This is a genomic window from Salinisphaera sp. S4-8, assembly GCF_040361235.1.
GTDB lineage: Bacteria > Pseudomonadota > Gammaproteobacteria > Nevskiales > Salinisphaeraceae > Salinisphaera.
Window position 1 is genome coordinate 17,131 of sequence record NZ_APNF01000012.1, and the last position, 21,628, is coordinate 38,758.

Here is a 21,628-nt window from a genome sequence, read left to right on the forward strand (position 1 = left end):
GACCGGCGTCGACATCCCGTGACGCGCGCGTGCTTGTATTCGCGCTCTCGGGCATCGAACATTGGCGTTTTATGCTGACCGTTTACCGCCATGCGTAAACCCCGTACGCCCACCGCCGCGCAGCAGCGCGCCCTGGCCCAGCATCTGGGTGCAGCGCTCAAGCGCAATGTCGCGCTCGCGCCGCGCACGAGCTTTCGTATCGGCGGGCCGGCCGCTTTCTATGTGGAAGCCAAAACCCCGCAAGCGCTGGCCACCGCGGTACGCGTGGCGCGGCGCTTCGATATCGACTATTTCCTGCTCGGGCGCGGCGCCAACATTCTGGTCGGCGATCGTGGCTATCCGGGGCTGGTGATTGCCAATCAGGCCCGCGCGATCGACGTGTATGGCACCTGCGTAACCGCGGCCAGTGGCGCCCTGGTCTATCCTGACCTGATCGATGCCGCCGTCGCCCAGGGTCTGTCGGGGCTCGAACACTATGTCGGCATTCCCTCCACCGTGGGCGGCGCGCTCTGGCAGAACCTGCATTTTCTTTCGCCCGCGCCGGCGCGTGAACGCACCATGTTCATCGGCGAAGTGCTCGAATCCGCCGAGATTCTCACCGCCGACAACCGACGCCAGCGTGTGGATGTCGATTACTTCGAATTCGGCTACGACCAGTCGGTGCTGCATTCGCGCGACGATATCGTGCTCTCGGCCACCTTCGAGCTCGAGCCCGCGCCGGCGGCCACGCTCACCCGCATCATGCAGGAGAATTTGCGCTGGCGTGCCGAGCGCCACCCACCGCTGGATAGCGAACCCTCGGCCGGCTCGATCTTTCGCAAGATCGAGGGCATCGGCGCAGGCCGGCTCATCGACGAATGCGGCCTCAAAGGGCTGCGCTGCGGCGATGCCCAGATTTCACCGCGGCACGCCAACATCATTGTCAACCACGGCCACGCCACCGCGGCCGATGTCTGCGCGCTGATCATGCATGCGCAGCGTTGCGTACAGGCCGAAACCGGCTACTGGCTGACCCCGGAAATCTCCTTTGTCGGGGAATTCGCTCCGGTCACCCGGCTGCCAGCGAACGCACGCGCCACGGCCGCACAGCCGGCGACGTCATAAAACTGTCATGATTGCCTGACAGCCTTGCGCAAAACGCGTCGACTATCGACCCTCAAATCCAGGATCATTTAATGCGGACCTCGCTATTTTCCAACTCGCCCAAATCGTTTTTGACGATCGCGGTTACCGCGCTCGCGCTGACTGCCTGCGGCCAGGGCGAGCAGAGCAACGACGATCAAGCCAGCCAAGGCGCCAGCGATTCGCAGGCTCAGGCGGGCGCCGAGAAATACGACCGTAGCCAGATCCGTATTGTCGGCTCGTCGACGGTCTATCCGTTCTCGTCCTATGTGGCCGAGGAACTCGGTGCGACCACCGACCTGCGTACGCCGGTCGTCGAATCCACCGGTTCGGGCGGCGGTTTCAAGCTGTTCTGCGAGGGCGCCAGCGAAGATACGCCGGACTTCACCAATGCCTCACGGCCGATGAAAGCCTCCGAGCTGAAGATGTGCCAGGACAACGGTGTCGACGATATCACCCAGATCATGGTCGGTTACGACGGCATCGTGATCGGCCAGAAAGCCGGTGAGCCGGATCTCGACCTGTCGCGCGAACAACTCACCAAGGCCGTAGCCGCGAAAGTGCCGCAGGACGGCCAACTGGTCGACAATCCCTACAACAAGTGGAGCGATATCGACCCGAGCCTGCCGGACCACGAAATTCTGATCTACGGCCCGCCCACCTCCTCGGGCACGCGCGATGCCTTCGAGGAGCTGGTGATGGAACACGGCGCCGAGAACATCGACGGCTACGACGGCAACAAGCCCGCCGTGCGTCAGGACGGCAAGTTCGTGCCCTCCGGCGAGAACGATAATCTGATCGTGCAAAAGCTCGCCCAGAACGGCAATGCGGTCGGCATCTTCGGCTACTCCTTCCTGGAAGAGAACCGCGGCAAGATTCAGGCCGCCAAGGTCGACGGCGTCGAGCCCAAGCGCGAGTTGATTTCTTCCGGCGAATATCCGGTATCGCGTTCGCTGTTCTTCTACGCCAAGAACGCGCATGTCGGGCGGATCGACGGCATGGACGACTACGTCAAACTGTTCCTGTCCGATCAGATGGCCAGCGATCGCGGCGCGCTCAAGTCGCTGGGCCTGATTTCGCTGCCGCCCGAAGAGCTCGAGGCGATGCGTGAGAAATGGAAAAACCGCGAACAGGTGACCGCCGAGTCGCTCAAGGCCGAACACGGCTGATCGCGGCGACAACCAGTATCGGGTGGCTTCGGGGGTATGCCCCGTGCCACGCGGGCCGGCCCGAGGGTCGGCCTTTTTTTTGTCTTACGAATATCGCTTTTTCGGTCCGCAAATACACGCGAAGGCTGTCGCTGTGCTTTCGCGCCGACCGCTCACCCGTTTACATCATCATCGTTGTCTTGCATTGGCGTGCATTCGCGGACTTTTTTCTTTTTTTTAAGACGAAAAAACCGCCGATGTCGCGGCGTGTGTGACCGACGGCGTAGTCCCGGATCGCCGACACCGGCGCTGATTCAGCGAGCAATCAAGCAAGCAGATTGTCCGCAAGTAAACGCAAAGACACGCGAATAAGGCAAAGGACAGATCGATCGAAGGCGCGTTGATCCGCTATTCACGCCGCCCAGCTGTTTGCATCATCAATCGCTGTCTTGCATTCGCGTTTATTGGCGTGCATTCGCGGACTGTTTTTCTTTTTTTAAGACGAAAAAACCGCCGATGTCGCGGCGTGTGCGACCGACGGCGTAGCGCCGGATCGCCGACACCTGCCCTGATTCAGGCGGCGATCGAGCAAGCAAATTGTCCGCTAATGAACGCGAAGACACGCGAATAAGGCGAACGACAGATCGGTCGGAGGCCGACCCCTATGCTGTTCTCGCCGAACGCTCAGCGGTTGCATTGCATGCCTTTTATTCGCGTTTATTGGCGGACTGTTTTGTTGTTTTTAAGAAACACCGCACAAGCTTACGTTCATTTGCGGATAACCTACCCGGCCCGCCCCACCCGCGGGAAAAGCGCAGCGACGGTAATCCGCAATATCTGTCGCAACGCAGCGGATGATGCACAATCCAGGGTCTTGACTCGAACCGGATCGTGCTCATGTCCGATACCCCGCTGCACCCGCGCCAGCACCTGCGTACCCACGACGTCACCAACCAGCCGCCGCCGCTGGTGGATTACAACGCCTACAGCTCGGATATCGCGCTCATGGAAGCCGTACACCGCGAAGGCGGCGACTGGGGCCAGGACCGGCTCAAAAGCTATGGTGCGATTGCCGGCACGGAACTCATCGAGGTGGGCTTCGAGGCCAACGAACATCGCCCGGAACTCGTCACCTTCGATCGCTACGGCCACCGCATCGATGAAGTACATTTCCATCCGGCCTATCACCGCAGCATGACCCTGGCCAAGGAACATGGCCTGCATGGACTGACTTGGACCGCCCAGCGCGAGGGCGCCCAGGTGGTGCGCTCGGCGCTGGTGTACATGCACAACCAGATGGAAGCGGGCACGATGTGTCCGATCACCATGACCCACGCCAGCGTGCCCGCGCTGCGTCATGCCCCGGAACTGGCCGAACAGTGGCTGCCCGGCATTCTCGCCAACAGTTATGACCCGACGTTCGCCCCGCACGGCGAAAAATACGGGCTGACCATCGGCATGGGCATGACCGAAAAACAGGGCGGCTCGGACGTACGCGCCAATACCACCCGAGCCACGCCGCGCGCCAATGGCCATTTCGGCCTGACCGGCCACAAGTGGTTCTTCTCGGCGCCCATGTGCGATGCTTTTCTCGTACTGGCCCAGGAAGAAGCCGGCCTGTCGTGTTTTCTGTTGCCCCGCTGGACGGCGGCGGGCGAGCGCAACACGATTGAAATTCAGCGCCTGAAGAACAAGCTCGGCGATCACTCCAATGCCTCGTCGGAGGTGGAGTTTTTCGACGCCGAAGCCTATCGCGTGGGTGAGGCCGGACGCGGCGTGCCCACCATCATCGAAATGGTCTCGCAGACCCGCCTGGACTGCATGCTCGGTTCGGCCGGGCTCATGCGCCAGGCGCTGGTGCAGGCGATTCATCATTGCCGCTATCGCGAGGCCTTCGGCGCGCGCCTGATCGAGCAACCGCTCATGCAGCACGTGCTCGCCGATATGGCGCTGGAATCCGAGGCCGCCATCGCCTATTCCATGCGTGTGGCCCGGGCCTTCGAATCCGACGACGAGCAGGAAAAGCTGCTTGCCAGAATTGCCACGCCGGTCGGCAAGTATCTGATCTGCAAAGCCGCCCCGCCGCTGGTCAACGAAGCCCAGGAATGTGTGGGTGGCGCCGGCTATGTCGAGGAATCGATTTTGCCGCGGCTGTTTCGCCAGTCGCCGTTGAACTCGATCTGGGAAGGCTCCGGCAATGTCCAGTGTCTGGACATGCTGCGCGCCATGGCGAAAAGCCCGGCCGCACTGGATGCGCTACAGGCCGAACTCGGCGCCGCCCAAGGCACGCATCCTGCCTACGACGCCCACTGCAAGGATCTGGAACGCATGCTCGCCCGCGTGGCCGACCAGCCCATGCAGGCCCGCCGGGTCGCCGAGGCCGTGGCCCGCGCCCTGCAGGCAAAGATTCTGCTCACCGGCGAATCCGCCTGGGTCGGCGAGGCGTTCTGCGAGGCCCGGCTGGCCGGCAATCGCGGCATGGCCTACGGCACCCTCGATGCGGATATCGATTTCGCAAGCCTGATCGAGCGCGCCGGCGTCGACCTCGCCGAGGGCTGAATACGGGCCGGGTGTTGGTCTCGCAGCGCCCGGCACCCACAGCCGACCAAGTCCGCTGTCTTGATCGTGGGCTTTGGCGCGCCTGCCTTCGCATACGCGCGTTCACTAGTCGAAAACCGCTGTTCGCAGCGCGTAAATAACGAAGCGCGGCAATCCGACTGCGCGTCTATAATCTGTCAACAAAATAGTCTTGCAATAATATTGCTTCGCTATACACTTAATGCCGGACGCGCTTTCCAACGGCATATGAGGTGTAGCTTGGCCCACGTACTCCCGGACTCGATTCGCTGCCGGCTGGGTTACCTGTTGGCCAAGAGCCATCAGCGCCAGGTCCGGTTTTTCGAAGCCCATACACGCGAGATGCAGGTCTCGGGCCGCCAGTACGCCACCCTGCTCTTGCTGGAAGCCAACGACGGGCTGCGCCAGAGTGATATCGCGGAATGGCTGGATCTGGATCGCACGACGGTCACCTATCTGGTCGATAGTCTCGAACAACGCGGCTGGATCGAACGCCAGCGCGATCCAGCCGACCGCCGTGCCCATATCGTGCGTATGACAGCTGCGGGCATGGCCGGGCTCGAGAAGGTCCGCCCCGCGGCGCGTGCGGCCACGCAGGAACTGCTGGCACCACTCAACGACGACGAACAGGCCCAGTTGCGCGCCCTGCTCGCGCGGCTTGTGCCATGAACGCCATGACCGCACGCAAGGCCGTGGCGGCCTGTCTTGTCATAGCCACCGGCGCTACGGCCTGGGCAGGGGCACCGGCCGCGCCGCCGCCCCCGGCCGCCGCATCGACCAGCACACCGGCCACAGCGGCTTTGTCACTACGCGATGCGGTCGATCGGGCCATGGCAGCCAATGTTCAGACGCTGCTGGCCGATGCCCGACGCGACGAAGTGGCTGGCGATCGTCGCGAAGCGCGTGCCGCGTTTCTGCCGCATGTCTCGGCCAACGTCAGCCAGGCACGCCGACAGAACAATCTCGCCGCCCAGGGGCTTAATATTCAGTCGGCGCTGGATTCGCTCGGCCCGGCTGCCCAGAACGCGGACATCAGCGTGCCGGACGTCGTGACCTATAACAGCTTCGACGCACGCGCCGAACTGCGTCAGAACCTGTTCGACTACAGCGCCTGGCAGCAGTACAAAAGCGCCAAGCTCGGCGAGCGGGTCGCCGCCGATCAGCTCGCCCTGGCCCGCGAACAGGTCGCCTCCCAGGCCGCGCTCGACTATGTCGGCGCGCTCGCCGCGCGGGCATCGGTGGATGCCGCCCGGGCCGATCTCGAACTGGCCGATCGCCTGGCCGATCTGGCAGTCGATCAGGAGAACGTCGGCATCGCGACCGGGGTGGATGTCACCCGTGCCCAGACCCGCCAGGCGCGGGCGCGGGCACGCCTGGCCCAGGCACGCACAAACCGCACGCGCGCCGATATCCGGCTGGCACGTACCGTGGGAATGCCTCTGGATACGCCGCTGGCCCTGAGCGACGACCTGCACTACAGCGCGGTGGTCGATGGCGATATCGAAACCGACCTGGACAGTGCCTACGCCAGTCGTGCCGAGCTGCGTCTGGCCCAGGGCCAGCTGGCTGTGCGCCGCGCCCAACTCGCCGGTGCCCGCGGCGCGCGGCTGCCCAGTCTGTCGGCAAGCGCGACCTATGGCGAATCCGGTAATACCTATCACGAGAACGTCGAGGACACCTACACCATCGGTGCCCAGATCGAGGTGCCCATCTTCGACGGCGGCGCGATTAGTGCCCGTATCGACAGTGCTGCCAGCCGGCTGGATCAGCAGCGTATCCGCTATCGCGATACCCGCACCCAGATCGAACAGGACGTGCGCGTGGCGCGGCGCACCCTGCATACCCTCGCCGATCAGGTGCGCGCGGCCGAATCTGCCTTCGAACTCGCCAGTCGCGAGCTGGGCCTATCGCGCGATCGCTTTGCCGAAGGCATCAGCGACAACGTCGAGGTCATCGATGCCCAGGCCGCGCTGGCCGATGCCCGCAATGGCCGAGTGGCCGCCCTGGCCGACTACACCCGTGCCCGTATCAATCTGGCGGCCGCGCTCGGGCGCGCGAGCCGTTTTCGTCTTTATGAGCCTGCCACGCCATGACCGATTCCACTGAACACGCCCCCGAGGCCGATAACCCGCCGACCAAAAACGGCAAGGGCAAACGCGTGGCCGTGATTGCCTGCACGCTCGTTGTGCTCTGTGCGATTGGCGCCGGGATCTGGTGGTGGCTAAACCGCGACCTGGTGAGTACCGACGATGCCTTCGTTCAGGCCGATATCGTGCAGGTCGCGCCGCGGGTCACCGGCACCGTGGCCGAAGTCTATGTACGCGACAATCAGCATGTCGAAAAAGGCGAGGCCCTGTTTACGCTCGACCCGGCCGACTTTCGCGTGCGTCTGGCCAGCGCCGAGGCCAGCCTGCAGGCAGCCAAGGCGGCCTATGCGGCAAGCCAGCGGGAGCTGGAAGTCACACGTCAGACCAGCGGCGCCGATACGCAAAGCGCCGAAGCCGCCCTCGAAACCGCCCGGGCCGAGGCCAGCCGCGCAGCCGCCGATGCCCAGCGTTACCGAAAGCTCTATGCCAAGCGCGAAGTCTCGCGTCAGCGACTCGATCAGGCCAACACCACGGCCACCTCGGCGGCCGCCCGCGTTCGCGAAGCGCAAGCCCAGCTCAAACAGGCACAAACCGCGCCCGATCAGATCGCACGCAGCCAGTCCCGGGCCGAAAGTGCGCAGGCGCGTATCGCCGAAGCCGCCGCCCAGGTGGAACAGGCCCGGTTGAATCTGTCGTATACCGAAATCCGGGCGCCGCAGGCAGGCAAGGTGGCCCAGAAATCGGTTCTCGCCGGCAGTCATGTCAATGCCGGCCAGGCCGCACTCGCGGTGGTAGCCGACGACCCGTGGGTCGTCGCCAACTTCAAGGAAACCCAGCTTAGTCGCATGCGGGTCGGCCAGCCGGTACGTATCGAAGTGGATGCCTTTCCCGATCACGAGTTCGAAGGCCGCCTGCAATCGATCCAGTCCGGCACGGGCCCGACCTTTTCGCTGCTGCCGCCGCAGAACGCGACCGGCAATTTCGTGAAGATCGTGCAACGCGTGCCGGTCAAGATCGTGTTCGAGCGTAACGGTCAGCTCGATGGCGTGGAACTGGCGCCGGGCATGTCGGCGGTACCGACCGTGAACGTGGGCGCGCCCGCGAAAGCGCTCGACACGGATCGCCCGGCCACCGCGACCGCCACACCCGCGCAATGAGCGAAATCGCCGCCGCGCCGCCCGAGGCGGCTCAGTATCCGGCCAATCGCTGGCTGATCGCGGCGGTGGTGGGCCTGGCGGCGTTCATGGAGGTACTCGATATCTCCATCGCCAACGTGTCGCTGTCGCATATCGCGGGCAGCCTGTCGGCGAGCCAGGAAGAAGCGACCTGGGTGCTCACCTCCTATCTGGTGGCCAATGCCATCGTACTGCCGGTGTCCGGCTGGTTTTCGCAGGTGCTCGGGCGCAAACGCTTCTTTCTGGTGTCGATCGTGGTGTTTTCGATCGCCTCGCTGGCCTGCGGTCTCGCCCCGTCGCTGAGCTGGCTGATCGTGTTTCGTATATTGCAGGGCCTGGGCGGCGGCGGTCTGCAGCCGGTGTCGCAGGCGATCCTTGCCGATTCGTTTCCGCCGCGCCAGCGCGGCATGGCGTTTGCCATCTACGGCGTGGCGGTGGTGTTCGCGCCCGCCATCGGCCCGGCGATGGGTGGCTACATTACCGATCATGCCAGCTGGCACTGGATCTTTTTGCTCAACGTGCCGGTCGGCGTCGTGCTGCTCATCCTCGCCGGCGCTCTGGTGAAGGATTCGGCCGCCTACGAGGCTGCCCGCCGCGCCAAGCTGACCGATGGCTTTCGTATCGACTATATCGGCTTCGCCCTGCTGGCATTCGGGTTGGGCTGTCTACAGATCATGCTCGACAAGGGCCAGCAGAACGACTGGTTCGAATCGCAGTTCATCCTCGTCAACGGCATCATCGCGGCGCTGTGTCTGGGCGCGCTCATCTGTTGGGAGCCTTTCCAGAAACATCCGATCATGGATCTGCGGCTGTTTCGCTTTTCCAACTTCGCCTTCGCCAATGTGCTGATGTTCATGCTCGGCTTCGTGCTGCTGGGCTCGACGCTGCTGATTCCGCAGTTCGTCCAGTCCGCGCTCGGCTATACCTCGACGCTGGCCGGGCTTGTGATCTCGCCCGGCGGTTTCGCCATCGTGCTGATGATGCCGGTGGTGGGCTTTCTCTCCAACAAGGTCGAGGCGCGCTGGCTGATCGCCTTCGGGCTGGTGGTGGTCGCGGCCTCGATGTTTCATCTGGCCAGCTTCAATCTCGATGTCAGTTTCAACGAGCTGGTGGTCGCCCGTATCTTCCAGACCGTGGGCCTGGCGTTTTTGTTCATCCCGATCACCAATGTCGCCTATATCGGCGTACCGGCCGACAAGACCGACCAAGTATCGTCGCTGATCAACCTTGCCCGTAATATCGGCGGCAGCGTGGGGATTTCGCTGGTCACCACCTGGCTGGCCCGACGCAGCCAGTACCATCAGAACGTGCTGGTGGAAAACGTCACCCCCTACGACCATCAGTATCACGACCTGATGACATCGCTGACCGCCCACTTCCATCAGCTGGGCGCCAGCGTCGAAGCCGCCCGCGGCCAGGCCCTGGCCTCGATTTACAAACTCGTCGGCGAACAGGCCCAGATGCTGGCGTTCATCGACGACTTCTGGCTGCTCGGCGTGATCCTCACGACCCTCATACCGTTGGTGTTTTTCATCGGCAGCTCGAAGAATGCCGAGGTGCCCGAAGGCGCGGGGCATTAGCGCACACCGGCAAGAACCAACCGGCATAAGCCGCCAGCCGGCCCACACGACGCCGCGCAAACGCTTGCTTGCACTGGCCAGGCAGATCGTCCGCAAATGAACGCGAACACACGCGAATAAGGCGAAAGACAGAACGTGCAAAGACAGGGGGCTGCTACCCCGCGCATGCTAAAACCCATCCGCAGACGCAGCACGATGTCTGCGGATTTCAGTAATCGAGCACGTGATGACTTCGTTCTTCAAGCGTAACCACAGATTTCGCAGATTACACAGATGAAGAAAAGCGCGGCACATACGCCAAACGACCGCGATTTATTGTCTTTGATCTGTGTGATCTGCGTCGATCTGCGGCTAAATGGCTTCTTGATTAAGTGTGAAATGTAGCCGGCTTTTCTCAAGCAAGCAGATTGTCCGCAAATGAACGCGAGGACACGCGAATAAGACGAAAGACAGAGCGCTCGAAGGCCAGCTGGTCTGCTGTTCGCCCCACATGCTAAAGGCCGCCCGCCGACTCAGCACGGATATATGAGGGTTTGGTAATTGATTGCGTGATGGCTTCGTTCATCAAGAGCAACCGCAGATTTCGCGGATTACACAGATGAATACAGCGGGTTACAAACGACAGCGAACGGCCGCTTTTTTGTCTTTGATCTGCGTGATCTGCGTCGATCTGCGGCTAAATGGCTTCTTGATTAGCGATGAAACGCAGCCGGCTGTTCTCAAGCAAGCAGATTGTCCGCAAATGAACGCGAAGACACGCGAATGACACGACAGGCAGGCCGCTCGAAGGACGAGCGGCGCTGATGCTCACGTCGCATGCTCAGCTGTTTGCATAATCAAACAGCTGAGCATTCGCGTTTATTGGCGTGCATTCGCGGACTGTCTTCCTTGTTTGAAGCCGCACTTTGTACATCGTCAAAACCGCTTAGGTGGTCACCGGGTCAGCGACGCGCCGGGTGGCCAGACTCACCGCGAAATAACACGCCGCCGATGCCAGGCAGCCATACAACGGCCCCTGAACCCAGCCGATATCGGTAGCGAGTAACAGATAGGCACTCACGCCGAAGCCGGCCGCGATCGAACTCAGCGCGCCGGCGCTGTTGCCCTGCCAGAAGGTCGAACACAGCGTGACCCCGAAAAGCGAGGCCATGAGCGTGCCATTGCCGAGAATGCCCAGCCAGAGAATCATCACCGGCGGCATATAGGCCATGCCGAAGAAACCGCACAGCCCCACGATCAACACCATCATGCGATTGAAGGTCATCGAGGTGGTGAACCCGCTGTGCTGGCCGAGCGCCGAACGCAGATCGTAGGAAAGCGCGGTGGATACCGTATGCATGAGCGAGTTGGCCGTGGATTTCATCGCGAAGAGAATGAACAGCGTGATGAAACTCGACATCAGCGGGCCGACGCCATGCTCGAGGAAGGTCGGCATCGCCAGGTCGGCGGAGGCCAGATCCGGGTAATACGCTTTCGCATAGAGTCCGGCCAGCGGGGTGAAATTCAGCAGCAAGCCGAGAATGGCGACCCAGATACCGACCCTGGCCATGCTCACGCTCTGCTTGATCGCCAGAAAGCGTACCGACATGAACGGCAGGGCGGCCGCCCAGAGAAAGGCGTAAGGCAACAACAGGAACGCCGACATCCAGCTTTCGCCATAGGGCGCGCCGGTGGTCGGATTCGCGATTTCCGGATCTACCGCATCGAGACGGCTGATTAATTCGCCGGCGCCAATCTGCACGAAAACCACGTAGGCAATGACACAGGACCCAAAGACCATGCCCAGCACCATGGCCGCGTCGGTCCAGGCGACTGCGCGCAGGCCGCCGAACATCGTGTAGCCAATCACCAGCAATGTGATCAGCAAGGCACCGGTGGTCGGCGATATCCCCAGCCAACCGGCCACGAGCAAACCGATGGCCTTGATCTGGGAGACGAGAAATACGCTTAGTAGCAGGATGATGATCACGGCTACGATTCCGCGCAGCCAACGCCCGGCTGGGCCCGAGGAATGGGTCTGCGCGATATATTCCGGAATCGTGCGACTGCCCAGCTTTGCGGCCTTTCGACGCAGATAGTTGGCGAAGAAAAGTGTCGCCACCAGAAACGCGGGCGTATAGAACGTATTCGAAAACAGTTCCAGCGAGCCGTATTCGTAGGCCACACCGGGCGAACCGATGAACACGAAGCCGCTATAGCCGGTCGCCACCAGCGTGGCCGCGGCAACGAACGGACCCAGCGAATTATTGGCAACGAGAAATCCCGATTCGTCGTTATCGCCAGCGACCCGCATGGAGTAGAGCGATAGCGCGATCAGGATTGCTGCGGACAGCGCGAGTAAGAACCAGTTGAAAAGCATGCCTCCCCCTTTTGATTTTTACGGTCGTATCGCCGCGCGATCGAGCAGCAGAGCGGCGATCGCGAATACAAGCGTCGCCGCGGAACTGATGCCGAAGGCAACAAAAGTCCAAGATTCCATATCGACTCCTGAGCTGGATAAGTGGCGGCGGCACATGGCCGATCCGGCCGATGAGGCTCGTGGGCGGGCGCCGAGCAGGCAGCCCAGGCGCGCTACGCGCGGGCCGCGAGCGGCGATTACAGGTCGCGGTTTCGATGTTTTCGAAAACCCGGCACCGATGTGCGCGCGGCATCAATCCGGCCACAAAGCGTCATTTCACCCTAGTCGACGGCCTGGATAAGCTAAAATATTATTTTCAGGGCATCAGGATCAGCTTTCCTGATCCCATCGGCGTGTCGCTCATCCGGCCGCTGCAGGCGAACACCGCCGCAGAGCCCGGGAACATTGGAAAAACGCCGAAAACGCTATGCGGTCAGTCTTCTGGCTGCGATTTGGCCGGCCGGTCGGGATGGTCGAAACCCGCGACATGGCCTTCATCGTTTATCGCCAGCGTGCGCATGGCCTCGGCGGCCGGCGATAACCGCAGCGCAGGTGGACAGGCAGTACCCAGAGACAGGGCACGGGCCTCATCGCGCAGCGCAATGGCTTTCAATCCCGGTCGGCCCGGGGTGAGCCGCCCGAACGCGCTCAATGGCGTATTGAACAGCGAAAAGCCAAAGCCGTTGCCGACCAGACCCCGCACCATGTCCATTGATTTGGCCCGATGCGCGACCCGGGGCGACAACCCGCGCTGGGTGAAGATCGAGAGAAAATACTCGCGACTCAATGCCCAATCGAGCAGCACCATCGGAAAATGCACGAGTTCTTCGAGCGTAATGCTTTCGCGATTACTCAACGGATGGTCGGCACCCACCACGGCATAGGGCGGAAGCCGGTAGAGACCGAAGAAATCCATATCTTCGGGTATCTGCAGATCGTAGGTGAAAGCCAGCTCATACTCGCCACGCGAGAGCCCACGCACGATACCCAGCTGTGTCTTTTCGTCGCAGTAGAGGCTGACTGCCGGATGCAGATCGGTGAACCGGCGCAGCAGTTGGGGCAGATACAGCGGCGCGAAGGTGGGAAACGCCACGAGCCGCAGTTCACCGGAGACTTCCTCACCCAGCGAAACAGCGAATTGCTGCAGTCCGTCTGCCTCGCGCAACAGGTTGCGTGCCCGCTGCAGCAGCTGCCGACCGCTGGGCGTCAACGACAAGCCACGCGCGTGATGGCGCACGAACAACTGCAAGGCCGTCGTTTCCTCAATATGTTGAATAGCTGCCGAAATCGACGGCTGCGACACGTGCAGCTTCTTGGCCGCACCGGTCACGCTGGACAGTTCGCCCGCCACAACGAAATAGCGTAATTGCTTGAGTGTGAATTGCCGCATCACCCGCCGACCGCTGCCTGACAACGCCACCGCTGCCCACAGCGAGGCGGCGCACGTTCATCGAGCATAGCAGTGCCCGTGGCGGCATGCGTCGCGATAGGCCTAACTCACGCCGCCGTCAGCCAGACGCTCGCCGACACCAGGCTGTTCGAGGCCGGCGATCAAGCGTTGCAGAAACGCATCGCAGCGCTCGAGCTGCTCGCCGGTGACGAACTCGTCCGGCTGGTGACCCTGGGCCATGCTGCCGGGCCCACAGACCAGCGTCGGGATACCCAGCTCGCCTTGAAACAACCCGCCCTCGGTACCGAAGCCAATGCGTTCGATGGCGGCATCGTCGAGCAACGCCATGACAAACGCCACCAATGCACTGTCCTGGTTCGAGGATAGGCCCGGGTAACTGCTCAGGCGTTCGACCTCGATACACGCATCGGCATGGCCCTGCCGCAGCTCGGCTTCCAGCGCCGCGGCGAACTCCAGGAACTGCTGCAGAATGCGTTGCGGGTCCTCGGCCGGCACATTGCGAATTTCGAAATCGAACTGGCAATGCGCGGGCACGATATTGAGTGCCGCCCCGCCTTCCACGGTCCCCACCTGCAGCGTGGTATGCGGGATGCCAAACCGCTCATCGAAGGGGCCGGCTTTCGCGCGCCCAGCGGCGGCCTGCTCGATCCAGCCGATCAGGCGCGCCGCGGCATGAATGGCATTGACGCCCTCCGGCGCCATACCCGAATGGCAGGCTTTGCCACGAACGCGCACACGCGCAGCGAGCTTGCCCTTGTGGGCACAGCAGACCCGCATGGAGGTCGGCTCGCCCACGACACAGGCCACCGGGCGTTGCGGGTATTGCGCCATATCCGCGATCAGGCCACGTACGCCCAGACAGCCCACTTCCTCGTCGTAGGAAAAGGCCAGATTGATCGGCACCGACAGATCGGCCTCGGCCATCGCCGGCACCGCTGCCAGCACGGACGCGAGAAAGCCTTTCATATCGGCCGTGCCACGACCATAAAGCCGCTCGCCGCACGCGGTTAATGCATAGGGGTCGTACTGCCAGGTCTGGCCGGCGACGGGCACCGTATCGGTATGCCCGGACAGCATCACGCCGCGCCGCTGCGCCGGGCCGATAGTGGCGTAGAGATTGGCCTTGTCGCCCTGCGCGTTGGCAACGAGCCGACAATCCACGCCATGGCGCGCGAGATGGCGTTCGACATAGTCGATCAGCGCCAGATTCGAACGCGCGCTGGTGGTATCGAAGGCGATCAGCTGCGCCAGGTGATCCACAGTCGACAACTCGGGCACGGCGTTTGCTCCTCCAGCGTTGCGAGCCGACCCGGCGGTCGTCATGACCGCATCAAGTCGCTCGCCTTGTTCAGCGTTCGTCGCCCGGCACACCATAACCGGGCGACTGATCGGGCTCGGCGGCGCGGCACACATAATCGTCGCGTTGCGGCAGGTATTTCTCCCAGAGCATGCGCAACTGTGCCAGCGGGTCGTCATGCCAATCCACGCGTAGATCGACCACCGGCCAGCTCACCCGATCGGTGACCTGCAGACCGGCCGAATGCACCGGCCCCATCTCGCCGCCGGCCTTGGCGCCGGCGTCCATGGCCGCAAGCAGACGTTGCGCCAGCTCACCCTCGGCCGATTCGAAGGCCGTGCCCATGGCACGAACCACAGCCGCGTCGGCCAGCATATTGCCACCGACGACATAATCCGGGCCGCGGTGAACCGCATGAATCCCCAGTGTTTCGTGCCCGCTATGGGCCGCACTCTCGCCCGCGCCATCGAGCACCAGCAATTGCCGCCATTCCGGGTAGCGCTCCTGTTCACACAGCGTCGTGAGCACTTGCTCGGCGGACAGCCCCTCTGAAAGCAACTTCACGCCGCGCTGGCCGAGCGCGGGGTTGGTGACGTTCTGGGTCAATATCGCGCCGTGGCCGGGGGCAGTGAACAGACAGCGGCTGGCCACACAAATGCTCGACGAGCTCACGGCCGCGCCGAACTGGCCTGACTGGCGACAGAAACCGGCAATGGAAAACGTCATTTGCTGTCCTCTTCGTCGGGGATAACGGCGATTACGTCGATCTCCATCAGCCATTCGGGCTGGGCCAGCCCGGCGACCACCAACCCGGTCGAAATCGGAAACACGCCTTTGAGATACCGGCCGACCTCGCGATAAACCGGCTCCCGAAATCGCGGATCGGTGATATAGGTCGTGGTCTTCACGATATGGCTCAGATCGGAGCCAGCCTCGGACAGCAACTGCTCGACGTTCTGCATCGCCTGGCGCGTCTGGGCGGCCGGATCGCCCAGCCCCACCAGATTGCCCTCGAAATCGGTCCCCACCTGGCCACGCACATACACCGTGTTGCCGGCCCGAACGGCCTGACAGAGATCGTTATCCAGCGCCTGGTTCGGATAGGTGTCCTTGGTGTTGAACATGCGGATTCGCGTATGCGTTGGCATCAGTTCGCTCCTGCTCGGCGTACGTCAGCGCCTGTGGACTCGCCGCCGCGGCCGGACCCGCCGCCGGACGCCTCATGCGAAGCGCGGGCGGCCTCATGATAGGCCTGGTACCGGCGGCGCGTGGCGATATGATCGGCAATATGCTTGGCGTCGTGCCAAACGCCCCAGATGAAGCTCGAGCCGCGGCGCGAAAGCCAGGGCAAGCCGACGAAATAAATGCCCGGCTGCGAGGAAATTCCGCGCTGGTGCTGTGGCTTGCCGTCGGCATCGAAGGCATCCACTTCGAGCCAGCTGTAATCGGTCGCAAAGCCGGTGGCCCAGACAATCGATGTAATCCCGGCGGTATTCATATCCAGGCTCAGAATCGGATCGGTCACGCAGTCCGGATCCGGTAAAACCCGACGCGCCTCCGGTTCTTCGGGCAAATCCAGGCCATGTTCGACGACATAGGCATCGGCTTCATCGAGCAGCGAGAAGTAGTTCTCGTCGCCGCGCGCCAGATTGGCCGCGAGATCTGCTTCGAAGCGCACCGTATCGGCATCGAACGCCTGGGTACGGCCCACGAGCGTGACGCCCTGATCGGCCAATGCACGAAAGTCGATCGTACGTCCGCCATGGGCACCGCTCACGGCAATGGTGACATGTTCGTTACCCAGCGGCTGGGTTTCGGCATCCCACTTGCCGAGTACGCCCAGCCACCAGACAAAATCACGGCCACGATAGGAACGCGGCGGACGATCATGCGGCCCAACCGACAGATACACCGCCTTGCCGGCGCGCTGCAATTCATCGGCGATCTGGACACCGGACGAACCCGCGCCCACCACGAGCACCCCGCCTGCCGGCAATTGTTCGGGATTGCGGTATTCGCTGGAATGAATCTGGAAAAGCTGGTCTTGCGGGGGCGCGATCGCCGGAATCGCAGGCCGCTGGAACGGCCCGGTCGCGGCCACCACCCGGCGTGCTTCGATCGTTGTATCGCTGGTTTCCACCACGAAACCGGGCGCGCCGTTGTTGCGCGCGACCCGGGTGACCTCGACGCCGGTACGAATCGGCGCATCGAAGCGGGCCGCGTACGCCACGAAATAATCGGCGACCTGTTGCTTGGTGGGAAATTCGTCGGGACCGACCTCAGTAAATTCCATATTCGGAAAACGGTCGTGCCAGGCCGGGCCGTTGGCCACCAGCGAATCCCAACGCTGGGTGCGCCAGCGTTCGGCGATGCGATCGCGCTCCAGCACGAGATGCGGCACTCCCAGCGCCGTCAAATGCTCGCTCATGGCAACGCCCGCCTGGCCGGCGCCAATGACCACCGTATCGACGGTTTCTCGTGCTGATTCCATTCGAGTGTCCTTGCTAAACCCACGCCGCCGGCGACGACGGCCGCTATACCCGCGTCGGCACCATCGAATGCGGTATGACATCGATGTAAACGCGAAGCGGCGCGGGATGATCGCCTTTGGGAAAAGCTTAGAGGCCACCCGGTATTCGTTAAAATATATTTATTCGCGCTTTTGAATCCGTTTTACTGATGCAGAAAACACCGCTTCTTTAGCGCAGGGGCTCAGCCGGGCCGTGCTGGCGCACCGGCCCGTGTGGTCCGGACAACGACCTGTCAGGCCGTCGTCTTCAGCCAGCCCGTGCCGGACTGCAGTGCCTCGCCCAGTTCGACCAGCCGGATGAAATGGGCTTCGACCTGGGCCGCGGCCATGGGCTGCAGGCGCACATCGAGATCGGGATACAGCCGCAGCGCGATCTGCTCGGGCGTGACCGGTTCATCCGCGGTCAACGCATCCAGAACCTGGGCTTCGCGTTCGCGCCGATGATCCACGATATGCGCGAGTACCGCCGGCGCATCCTCGAGCAGCCGGCCGTGGCCGGGCGCGATACGCGCGATGGGCAGGGCCTGGAGCTGTTCCAGGCTTTGCATATAGGCACTCATGTCGCCATCGGGCGGCAGAATCACCACCGTGACATCAGCCATCACCGTGTCGCCGGCAAACAGCAGGCCGGCTTCGCGCCAGAAAAAGCACAGGTGATCGGCCGCATGGCCGGGGGTATGGATCGCTTCCAGACGTATATCATCCAAGGCGATCACATCGCCGTGATAAAGCGGCCGATGGGCGGAAAACTCCTTGTCGCGTATGCCCTGTAGCGCCAGCGGATAGGCATGGATGGGCACGGCCAGGCGCTCGGCGAGCCGATGGGCGCCGCCGGTATGATCGGGGTGGGCATGGGTAACCAGAATCGCAACGATCTCGCCTGGCGCGGCTGCGACTAGCGCATCCAGATGGGCCGTATCGTCTACACCGGGGTCGATGATCGCGCAGCGCGATTCACCCACGATATAGCTGTTGGTGCCCTCGCCGGTCATCGGGCTCGGGTTGGGGGCGATGACGCGTCGCACCCCGTCGGCGATCTGTTCGGCCTGTGGCGTATGGCGACTCATGGTACGCGCACCGTGGCCGCCTGCATCAGCTCGGCGAGCGCGGTCGCAGCATCGGGATAACGCGCCAGCGATTCCAGGGTGGCCCGGGTCGGTGTCATCAGCTCGATCTCGCCGCGGTCATGGGCCGCCACCGCCGCATGCGGGCGCGCCCACCAGACATGGGTGGTTTCCAGCCCGTCGCAACGCGCTTCGCCGTCCGGCGCGGCCGCCGCGAAAAAACGGGTGGAATAGCGCTTGGGCGGGCCGGCGGGTGTGGTCCAGTGAGCAAAGAATGCCAACGCGTCGAGATCGAAGCGCAGATCCATTTCAGTGACGATATCGGTCCAGCACGCAGTCTGTTGATTGAGCGCGGCACGCAATACCTCGCGGCGACGCGCGCTGACCGGCGCGTTCGCGGTGCAAGCGATCAACAGATCGGCTTCTTCGAAGCATTCGCGAATCGCAGCCATCGCCAGCGCAAACCCCTGGTCGCCGACGGCTTCGGCGATCGCCTCGGCGCCGCCGGCACACCGTACGCGCAGCTCGGCATCGTCGTCGGCCGCGTCGAGCGCCCCACCGGGAAAGACATAGGCATTGGCGCCGAACACATGGCTGGCATGGCGACGCAACAAAAGCACCTCCAGGCCGGTATCCGGCGCGTCGCGCAAGAGCGCGGTCGTGGCGGCATCGCGCACGTTCACGGCGCGATTCACGGCGAGGCAGTTGTCAGGCAATCCATGTCGGCTAGCATACCTGCATCATTCCGGCTTTCGCATGTCGATGCATCAGGTATTTGTCTACGGCACACTGCGCCCCGGCGAGCGCAATCATCATTTCATGGCAACCGCCACGCATCTGGGCGCGTATACCACGCCGGGGTGTTTCACCCTGCTCGATACCGGCCCCTATCCGGCCGCGCTCGACGAAGGCCGGACCGCCCTGGTGGGCGATGTGTTCGCGGTAGACGACGATACATTCGCCGCGCTCGACCGACTGGAAGACTATCCGGTGCACTACACGCGCCGCGAGCTTGCAACCGACTACGGCGATGCCTGGATCTATCTATGGATCGCCGCGCGCGATCCGGCGTGGCCGGTCATCGACGATGGCGACTGGTGCCAGCATCGGCGCGAGCGCGAAAAACACGTCACCTGACGATCCACCGAACTGCATGAATTAACCGTGAGCCAATCCGAACCCAACTCGCACGCCAACACGCCCGAAAGCGGGCCGCTACGCGATCTCTACGATCTGGTCACCGGCGACGAGAATGCGCGCGTATGCCGCGACATCTCGGACGCGGCCTGTCGCGAGCAGCCGACCAATTTCTTTCTCCATCTGGTCGCGCTGCTCGCCAACAAGACCGGCGATCTGATCGCAAGCCCCAAGCTGGTGCTGCCCTGGCTGATGGGCGCACTCGGCGTGCCGGTGTGGATGACCGGACTGCTGGTGCCGATCCGCGAATCGCTGGCCTTGCTGCCCCAGCTCGCCGTCGCCGGCTGGATGCGCACCCAACCACGGCGCAAGTGGTTCTGGGTGGCCGGCGCCGCCATTCAGGGCGCGAGTGTGGTCGCCATGATCGCGGTCGCGATCACTCTCACCGCCGTTGCCGCCGGCGCGGCAATTCTCGCCCTGCTGGCGGTGTTCTCGCTCGGGCGCGGTATCTGCTCGGTGTCGTACAAGGACGTTCAGGGCAAGACCATTGCCAAGACCCGGCGCGGCACGCTCTCCGGCTATGCCGCGAGCGCGGCCGGCGGCGTGGCGGTGGCGCTCGGGCTGTTGCTGTGGCTTACGCCCATCGGCAACGCCAGGCTCACCCCGTTGCTGGTGTTGCTGGCAATCGCCGGCGCGGCCTGGCTGTTCGCGGCCATCGTCTTTTCCAGCCTGCGCGAATACGCGGGCGCGACCGAGGGCGGCGGCAACGCGCTCAAGACTGCCTGGCAGAGCCTGGGCATCATTCGCAGCAAGCCCGGCTTTGCGCGTTTCATCGGCGTACGCGGGCTGCTTGTCGCCACCGCGCTGGCCGCGCCCTATTACGCCACGCTGGCCCGCGACAGCGGCGGCGAAGCGATCGGCAATCTGGCGATTCTGCTTGCACTGTCCGGTCTCGCCTCGCTGGTGTCGGCGCCGTTCTGGGGCCGCTTCTCCGACCGCTCCTCGCGCCAGGTTCTGATGATCACGGGCATGGCTGCAGGCGTGCTCAACCTGCTGGTGGCGCTCTGTGCATTTTCGCATCTGGGCGAAAGCTTCGGCGTGTGGCCATTTGCGATTGGCTATTTCGTACTCGCCGGCCTGCATGCCGGGGTACGACTGGGTCGCAAGACCTATCTCACCGACCTGGGCAACAGCGAGGATCGGGCACAGCTCACGGCCGTGGCCAATACCAGTATCGGTGTCATCCTGCTGGCCGGCGGCGGGCTGGTCGCACTCGTCGGCCTTCTGGGCGCGGCCTGGGCCGTGGCGGCCTTGAGCATTCCGGCGTTCGCGGGTGCCGCACTGGCGATCGGTCTACCGGAAACCGAATGAACGCATCGGCGCGGCACAGGGCAACGTAAACTGGCTATCGAATTCGCTATCGAGTCGCCCATGCGTCGCCTGCCGATTTATCTTCTGGTTCTTGCCAGCCTCGCGCTTTTCTTTTCTGCTTCGGCCGGCGCCGATGAAGCGCCTGCGCCGGAGGCGCCCTTCAAGCCGGATGTGGCCGCCGACGAAGGGGTCGCGATCTTCGCCGGTGGCTGTTTCTGGTGTGTGGAAGAAGCCTTCGATCAGGTCGAGGGCGTAGTGTCGACCACCTCGGGCTATACCGGCGGGCACCTGGCCGACCCCAGCTATCGCGACGTCACCGCCGAAACCAGCGGCCATGCCGAAGCCGTGAAGGTGGTCTACAAAACCGACGAGGTGGATTACGCGACCCTGCTCGATACCTTCTGGCACAACATCGACCCCACCGATGACGGCGGGCAGTTCTGTGATCGCGGCGATTCCTATCGCAGCGAGATCTCCTATGTGAACGACGCCCAGAAGAAAGCCGCCGAACAGTCCAAGCAGGCCCTGCAGGACGACCCCGATGCGCCCTCGCCCATCGTGACCAAGATCGTGGCCGCTACCACCTTCTACCCGGCCGAGGACTACCATCAGGACTATTACAAGAAGAATCCGCTGCGCTACAAGTTCTATCGCAGTTCCTGCCGGCGCGACGCAGTACTGGAAAAACGCTGGGGCGCGGCGGCCGGCGGCCACCACTAGCCGTGCCACAA

General features: G+C 63.1%; 18 protein-coding genes. 10 read left to right on the forward strand and 8 right to left on the reverse strand.

Annotation, left to right across the window (positions count from 1 at the left end; genetic code table 11):
• Window positions 1-90 precede the first annotated feature (90 nt).
• From murB to S4A8_RS15910, 7 genes are all read left to right on the forward strand, one after another.
• A complete protein-coding gene (gene murB / locus S4A8_RS15880; RefSeq protein ID WP_353220883.1) occupies window positions 91-1,104 on the forward strand; it encodes a UDP-N-acetylmuramate dehydrogenase in 1,014 nt (337 codons plus the stop codon).
• Between the two features lie 71 nt (window positions 1,105-1,175).
• Window positions 1,176-2,291, forward strand: a complete 1,116-nt coding sequence (locus S4A8_RS15885) for a PstS family phosphate ABC transporter substrate-binding protein (RefSeq protein ID WP_353220884.1) — start codon at window positions 1,176-1,178, stop codon at window positions 2,289-2,291.
• An 876-nt stretch (window positions 2,292-3,167) separates the two neighbouring features.
• A complete protein-coding gene (locus S4A8_RS15890) occupies window positions 3,168-4,829 on the forward strand; it encodes an isovaleryl-CoA dehydrogenase (protein ID WP_353220885.1) in 1,662 nt (553 codons plus the stop codon).
• Window positions 4,830-5,087: 258 nt separating this feature from the next.
• Entirely contained in the window at window positions 5,088-5,516 is a 429-nt protein-coding gene (locus tag S4A8_RS15895) for a MarR family winged helix-turn-helix transcriptional regulator (protein WP_353220886.1), read from the forward strand.
• Window positions 5,513-6,940 (forward strand): TolC family protein, encoded by a 1,428-nt coding sequence (locus S4A8_RS15900; protein ID WP_353220887.1) that lies wholly within the window; start codon window positions 5,513-5,515, stop codon window positions 6,938-6,940. The genes S4A8_RS15895 and S4A8_RS15900 overlap by 4 nt, the downstream gene beginning before the upstream one ends.
• Window positions 6,937-8,091, forward strand: a complete 1,155-nt coding sequence (locus S4A8_RS15905) for an HlyD family secretion protein (RefSeq protein WP_353220888.1) — start codon at window positions 6,937-6,939, stop codon at window positions 8,089-8,091. Before S4A8_RS15900 ends, S4A8_RS15905 begins: the two co-directional genes overlap by 4 nt.
• Window positions 8,088-9,689, forward strand: coding sequence for a DHA2 family efflux MFS transporter permease subunit (locus S4A8_RS15910; protein WP_353220889.1), 1,602 nt, complete (start codon window positions 8,088-8,090; stop codon window positions 9,687-9,689). The genes S4A8_RS15905 and S4A8_RS15910 overlap by 4 nt, the downstream gene beginning before the upstream one ends.
• A gap of 925 nt (window positions 9,690-10,614) precedes the next feature.
• On the opposite strand, the gene S4A8_RS15915 is transcribed toward S4A8_RS15910, so the two are convergent.
• From S4A8_RS15915 to S4A8_RS15950, 8 genes are all read right to left on the reverse strand, one after another.
• Window positions 10,615-12,048: a sodium:solute symporter family protein gene (locus tag S4A8_RS15915; protein ID WP_353220890.1), complete on the reverse strand. Its 1,434-nt coding sequence runs from the start codon at window positions 12,046-12,048 to the stop codon at window positions 10,615-10,617.
• Window positions 12,049-12,520: 472 nt separating this feature from the next.
• Window positions 12,521-13,477: a LysR family transcriptional regulator gene (locus S4A8_RS15920; protein ID WP_353220891.1), complete on the reverse strand. Its 957-nt coding sequence runs from the start codon at window positions 13,475-13,477 to the stop codon at window positions 12,521-12,523.
• A gap of 102 nt (window positions 13,478-13,579) precedes the next feature.
• Window positions 13,580-14,776: an acetylornithine deacetylase gene (argE, locus tag S4A8_RS15925; RefSeq protein WP_502950752.1), complete on the reverse strand. Its 1,197-nt coding sequence runs from the start codon at window positions 14,774-14,776 to the stop codon at window positions 13,580-13,582.
• Between the two features lie 70 nt (window positions 14,777-14,846).
• Window positions 14,847-15,521 (reverse strand): DUF1028 domain-containing protein, encoded by a 675-nt coding sequence (locus tag S4A8_RS15930; RefSeq protein WP_353220893.1) that lies wholly within the window; start codon window positions 15,519-15,521, stop codon window positions 14,847-14,849.
• Complete coding sequence (locus tag S4A8_RS15935) at window positions 15,518-15,943, reverse strand: RidA family protein (protein ID WP_353220894.1); 426 nt, start codon at window positions 15,941-15,943, stop codon at window positions 15,518-15,520. The genes S4A8_RS15930 and S4A8_RS15935 overlap by 4 nt, the downstream gene beginning before the upstream one ends.
• The gene (locus S4A8_RS15940; protein ID WP_353220895.1) at window positions 15,943-17,286 is read right to left on the reverse strand and encodes a flavin-containing monooxygenase; all 1,344 of its coding nucleotides are present in this window, start codon (window positions 17,284-17,286) and stop codon (window positions 15,943-15,945) included. Before S4A8_RS15940 ends, S4A8_RS15935 begins: the two co-directional genes overlap by 1 nt.
• Window positions 17,287-17,558: 272 nt before the next feature.
• Window positions 17,559-18,392 (reverse strand): MBL fold metallo-hydrolase, encoded by an 834-nt coding sequence (locus tag S4A8_RS15945; RefSeq protein WP_353220896.1) that lies wholly within the window; start codon window positions 18,390-18,392, stop codon window positions 17,559-17,561.
• The gene (locus tag S4A8_RS15950; RefSeq protein WP_353220897.1) at window positions 18,389-19,084 is read right to left on the reverse strand and encodes an NUDIX hydrolase; all 696 of its coding nucleotides are present in this window, start codon (window positions 19,082-19,084) and stop codon (window positions 18,389-18,391) included. Before S4A8_RS15950 ends, S4A8_RS15945 begins: the two co-directional genes overlap by 4 nt.
• A 61-nt stretch (window positions 19,085-19,145) precedes the next feature.
• Between S4A8_RS15950 and S4A8_RS15955 the strand changes: the two genes are divergently transcribed.
• From S4A8_RS15955 to msrA, 3 genes are read left to right on the forward strand one after another with little or no spacing between them, the layout of a single operon-like run.
• On the forward strand, window positions 19,146-19,526 hold the full coding sequence (locus S4A8_RS15955) for a gamma-glutamylcyclotransferase family protein (protein ID WP_353220898.1): 381 nt from the start codon (window positions 19,146-19,148) through the stop codon (window positions 19,524-19,526).
• A 27-nt stretch (window positions 19,527-19,553) separates the two neighbouring features.
• The gene (locus tag S4A8_RS15960; protein ID WP_353220899.1) at window positions 19,554-20,897 is read left to right on the forward strand and encodes an MFS transporter; all 1,344 of its coding nucleotides are present in this window, start codon (window positions 19,554-19,556) and stop codon (window positions 20,895-20,897) included.
• Window positions 20,898-20,957: 60 nt separating this feature from the next.
• Entirely contained in the window at window positions 20,958-21,617 is a 660-nt protein-coding gene (gene msrA / locus S4A8_RS15965; protein WP_353220900.1) for a peptide-methionine (S)-S-oxide reductase MsrA, read from the forward strand.
• Window positions 21,618-21,628: the final 11 nt, after the last annotated feature.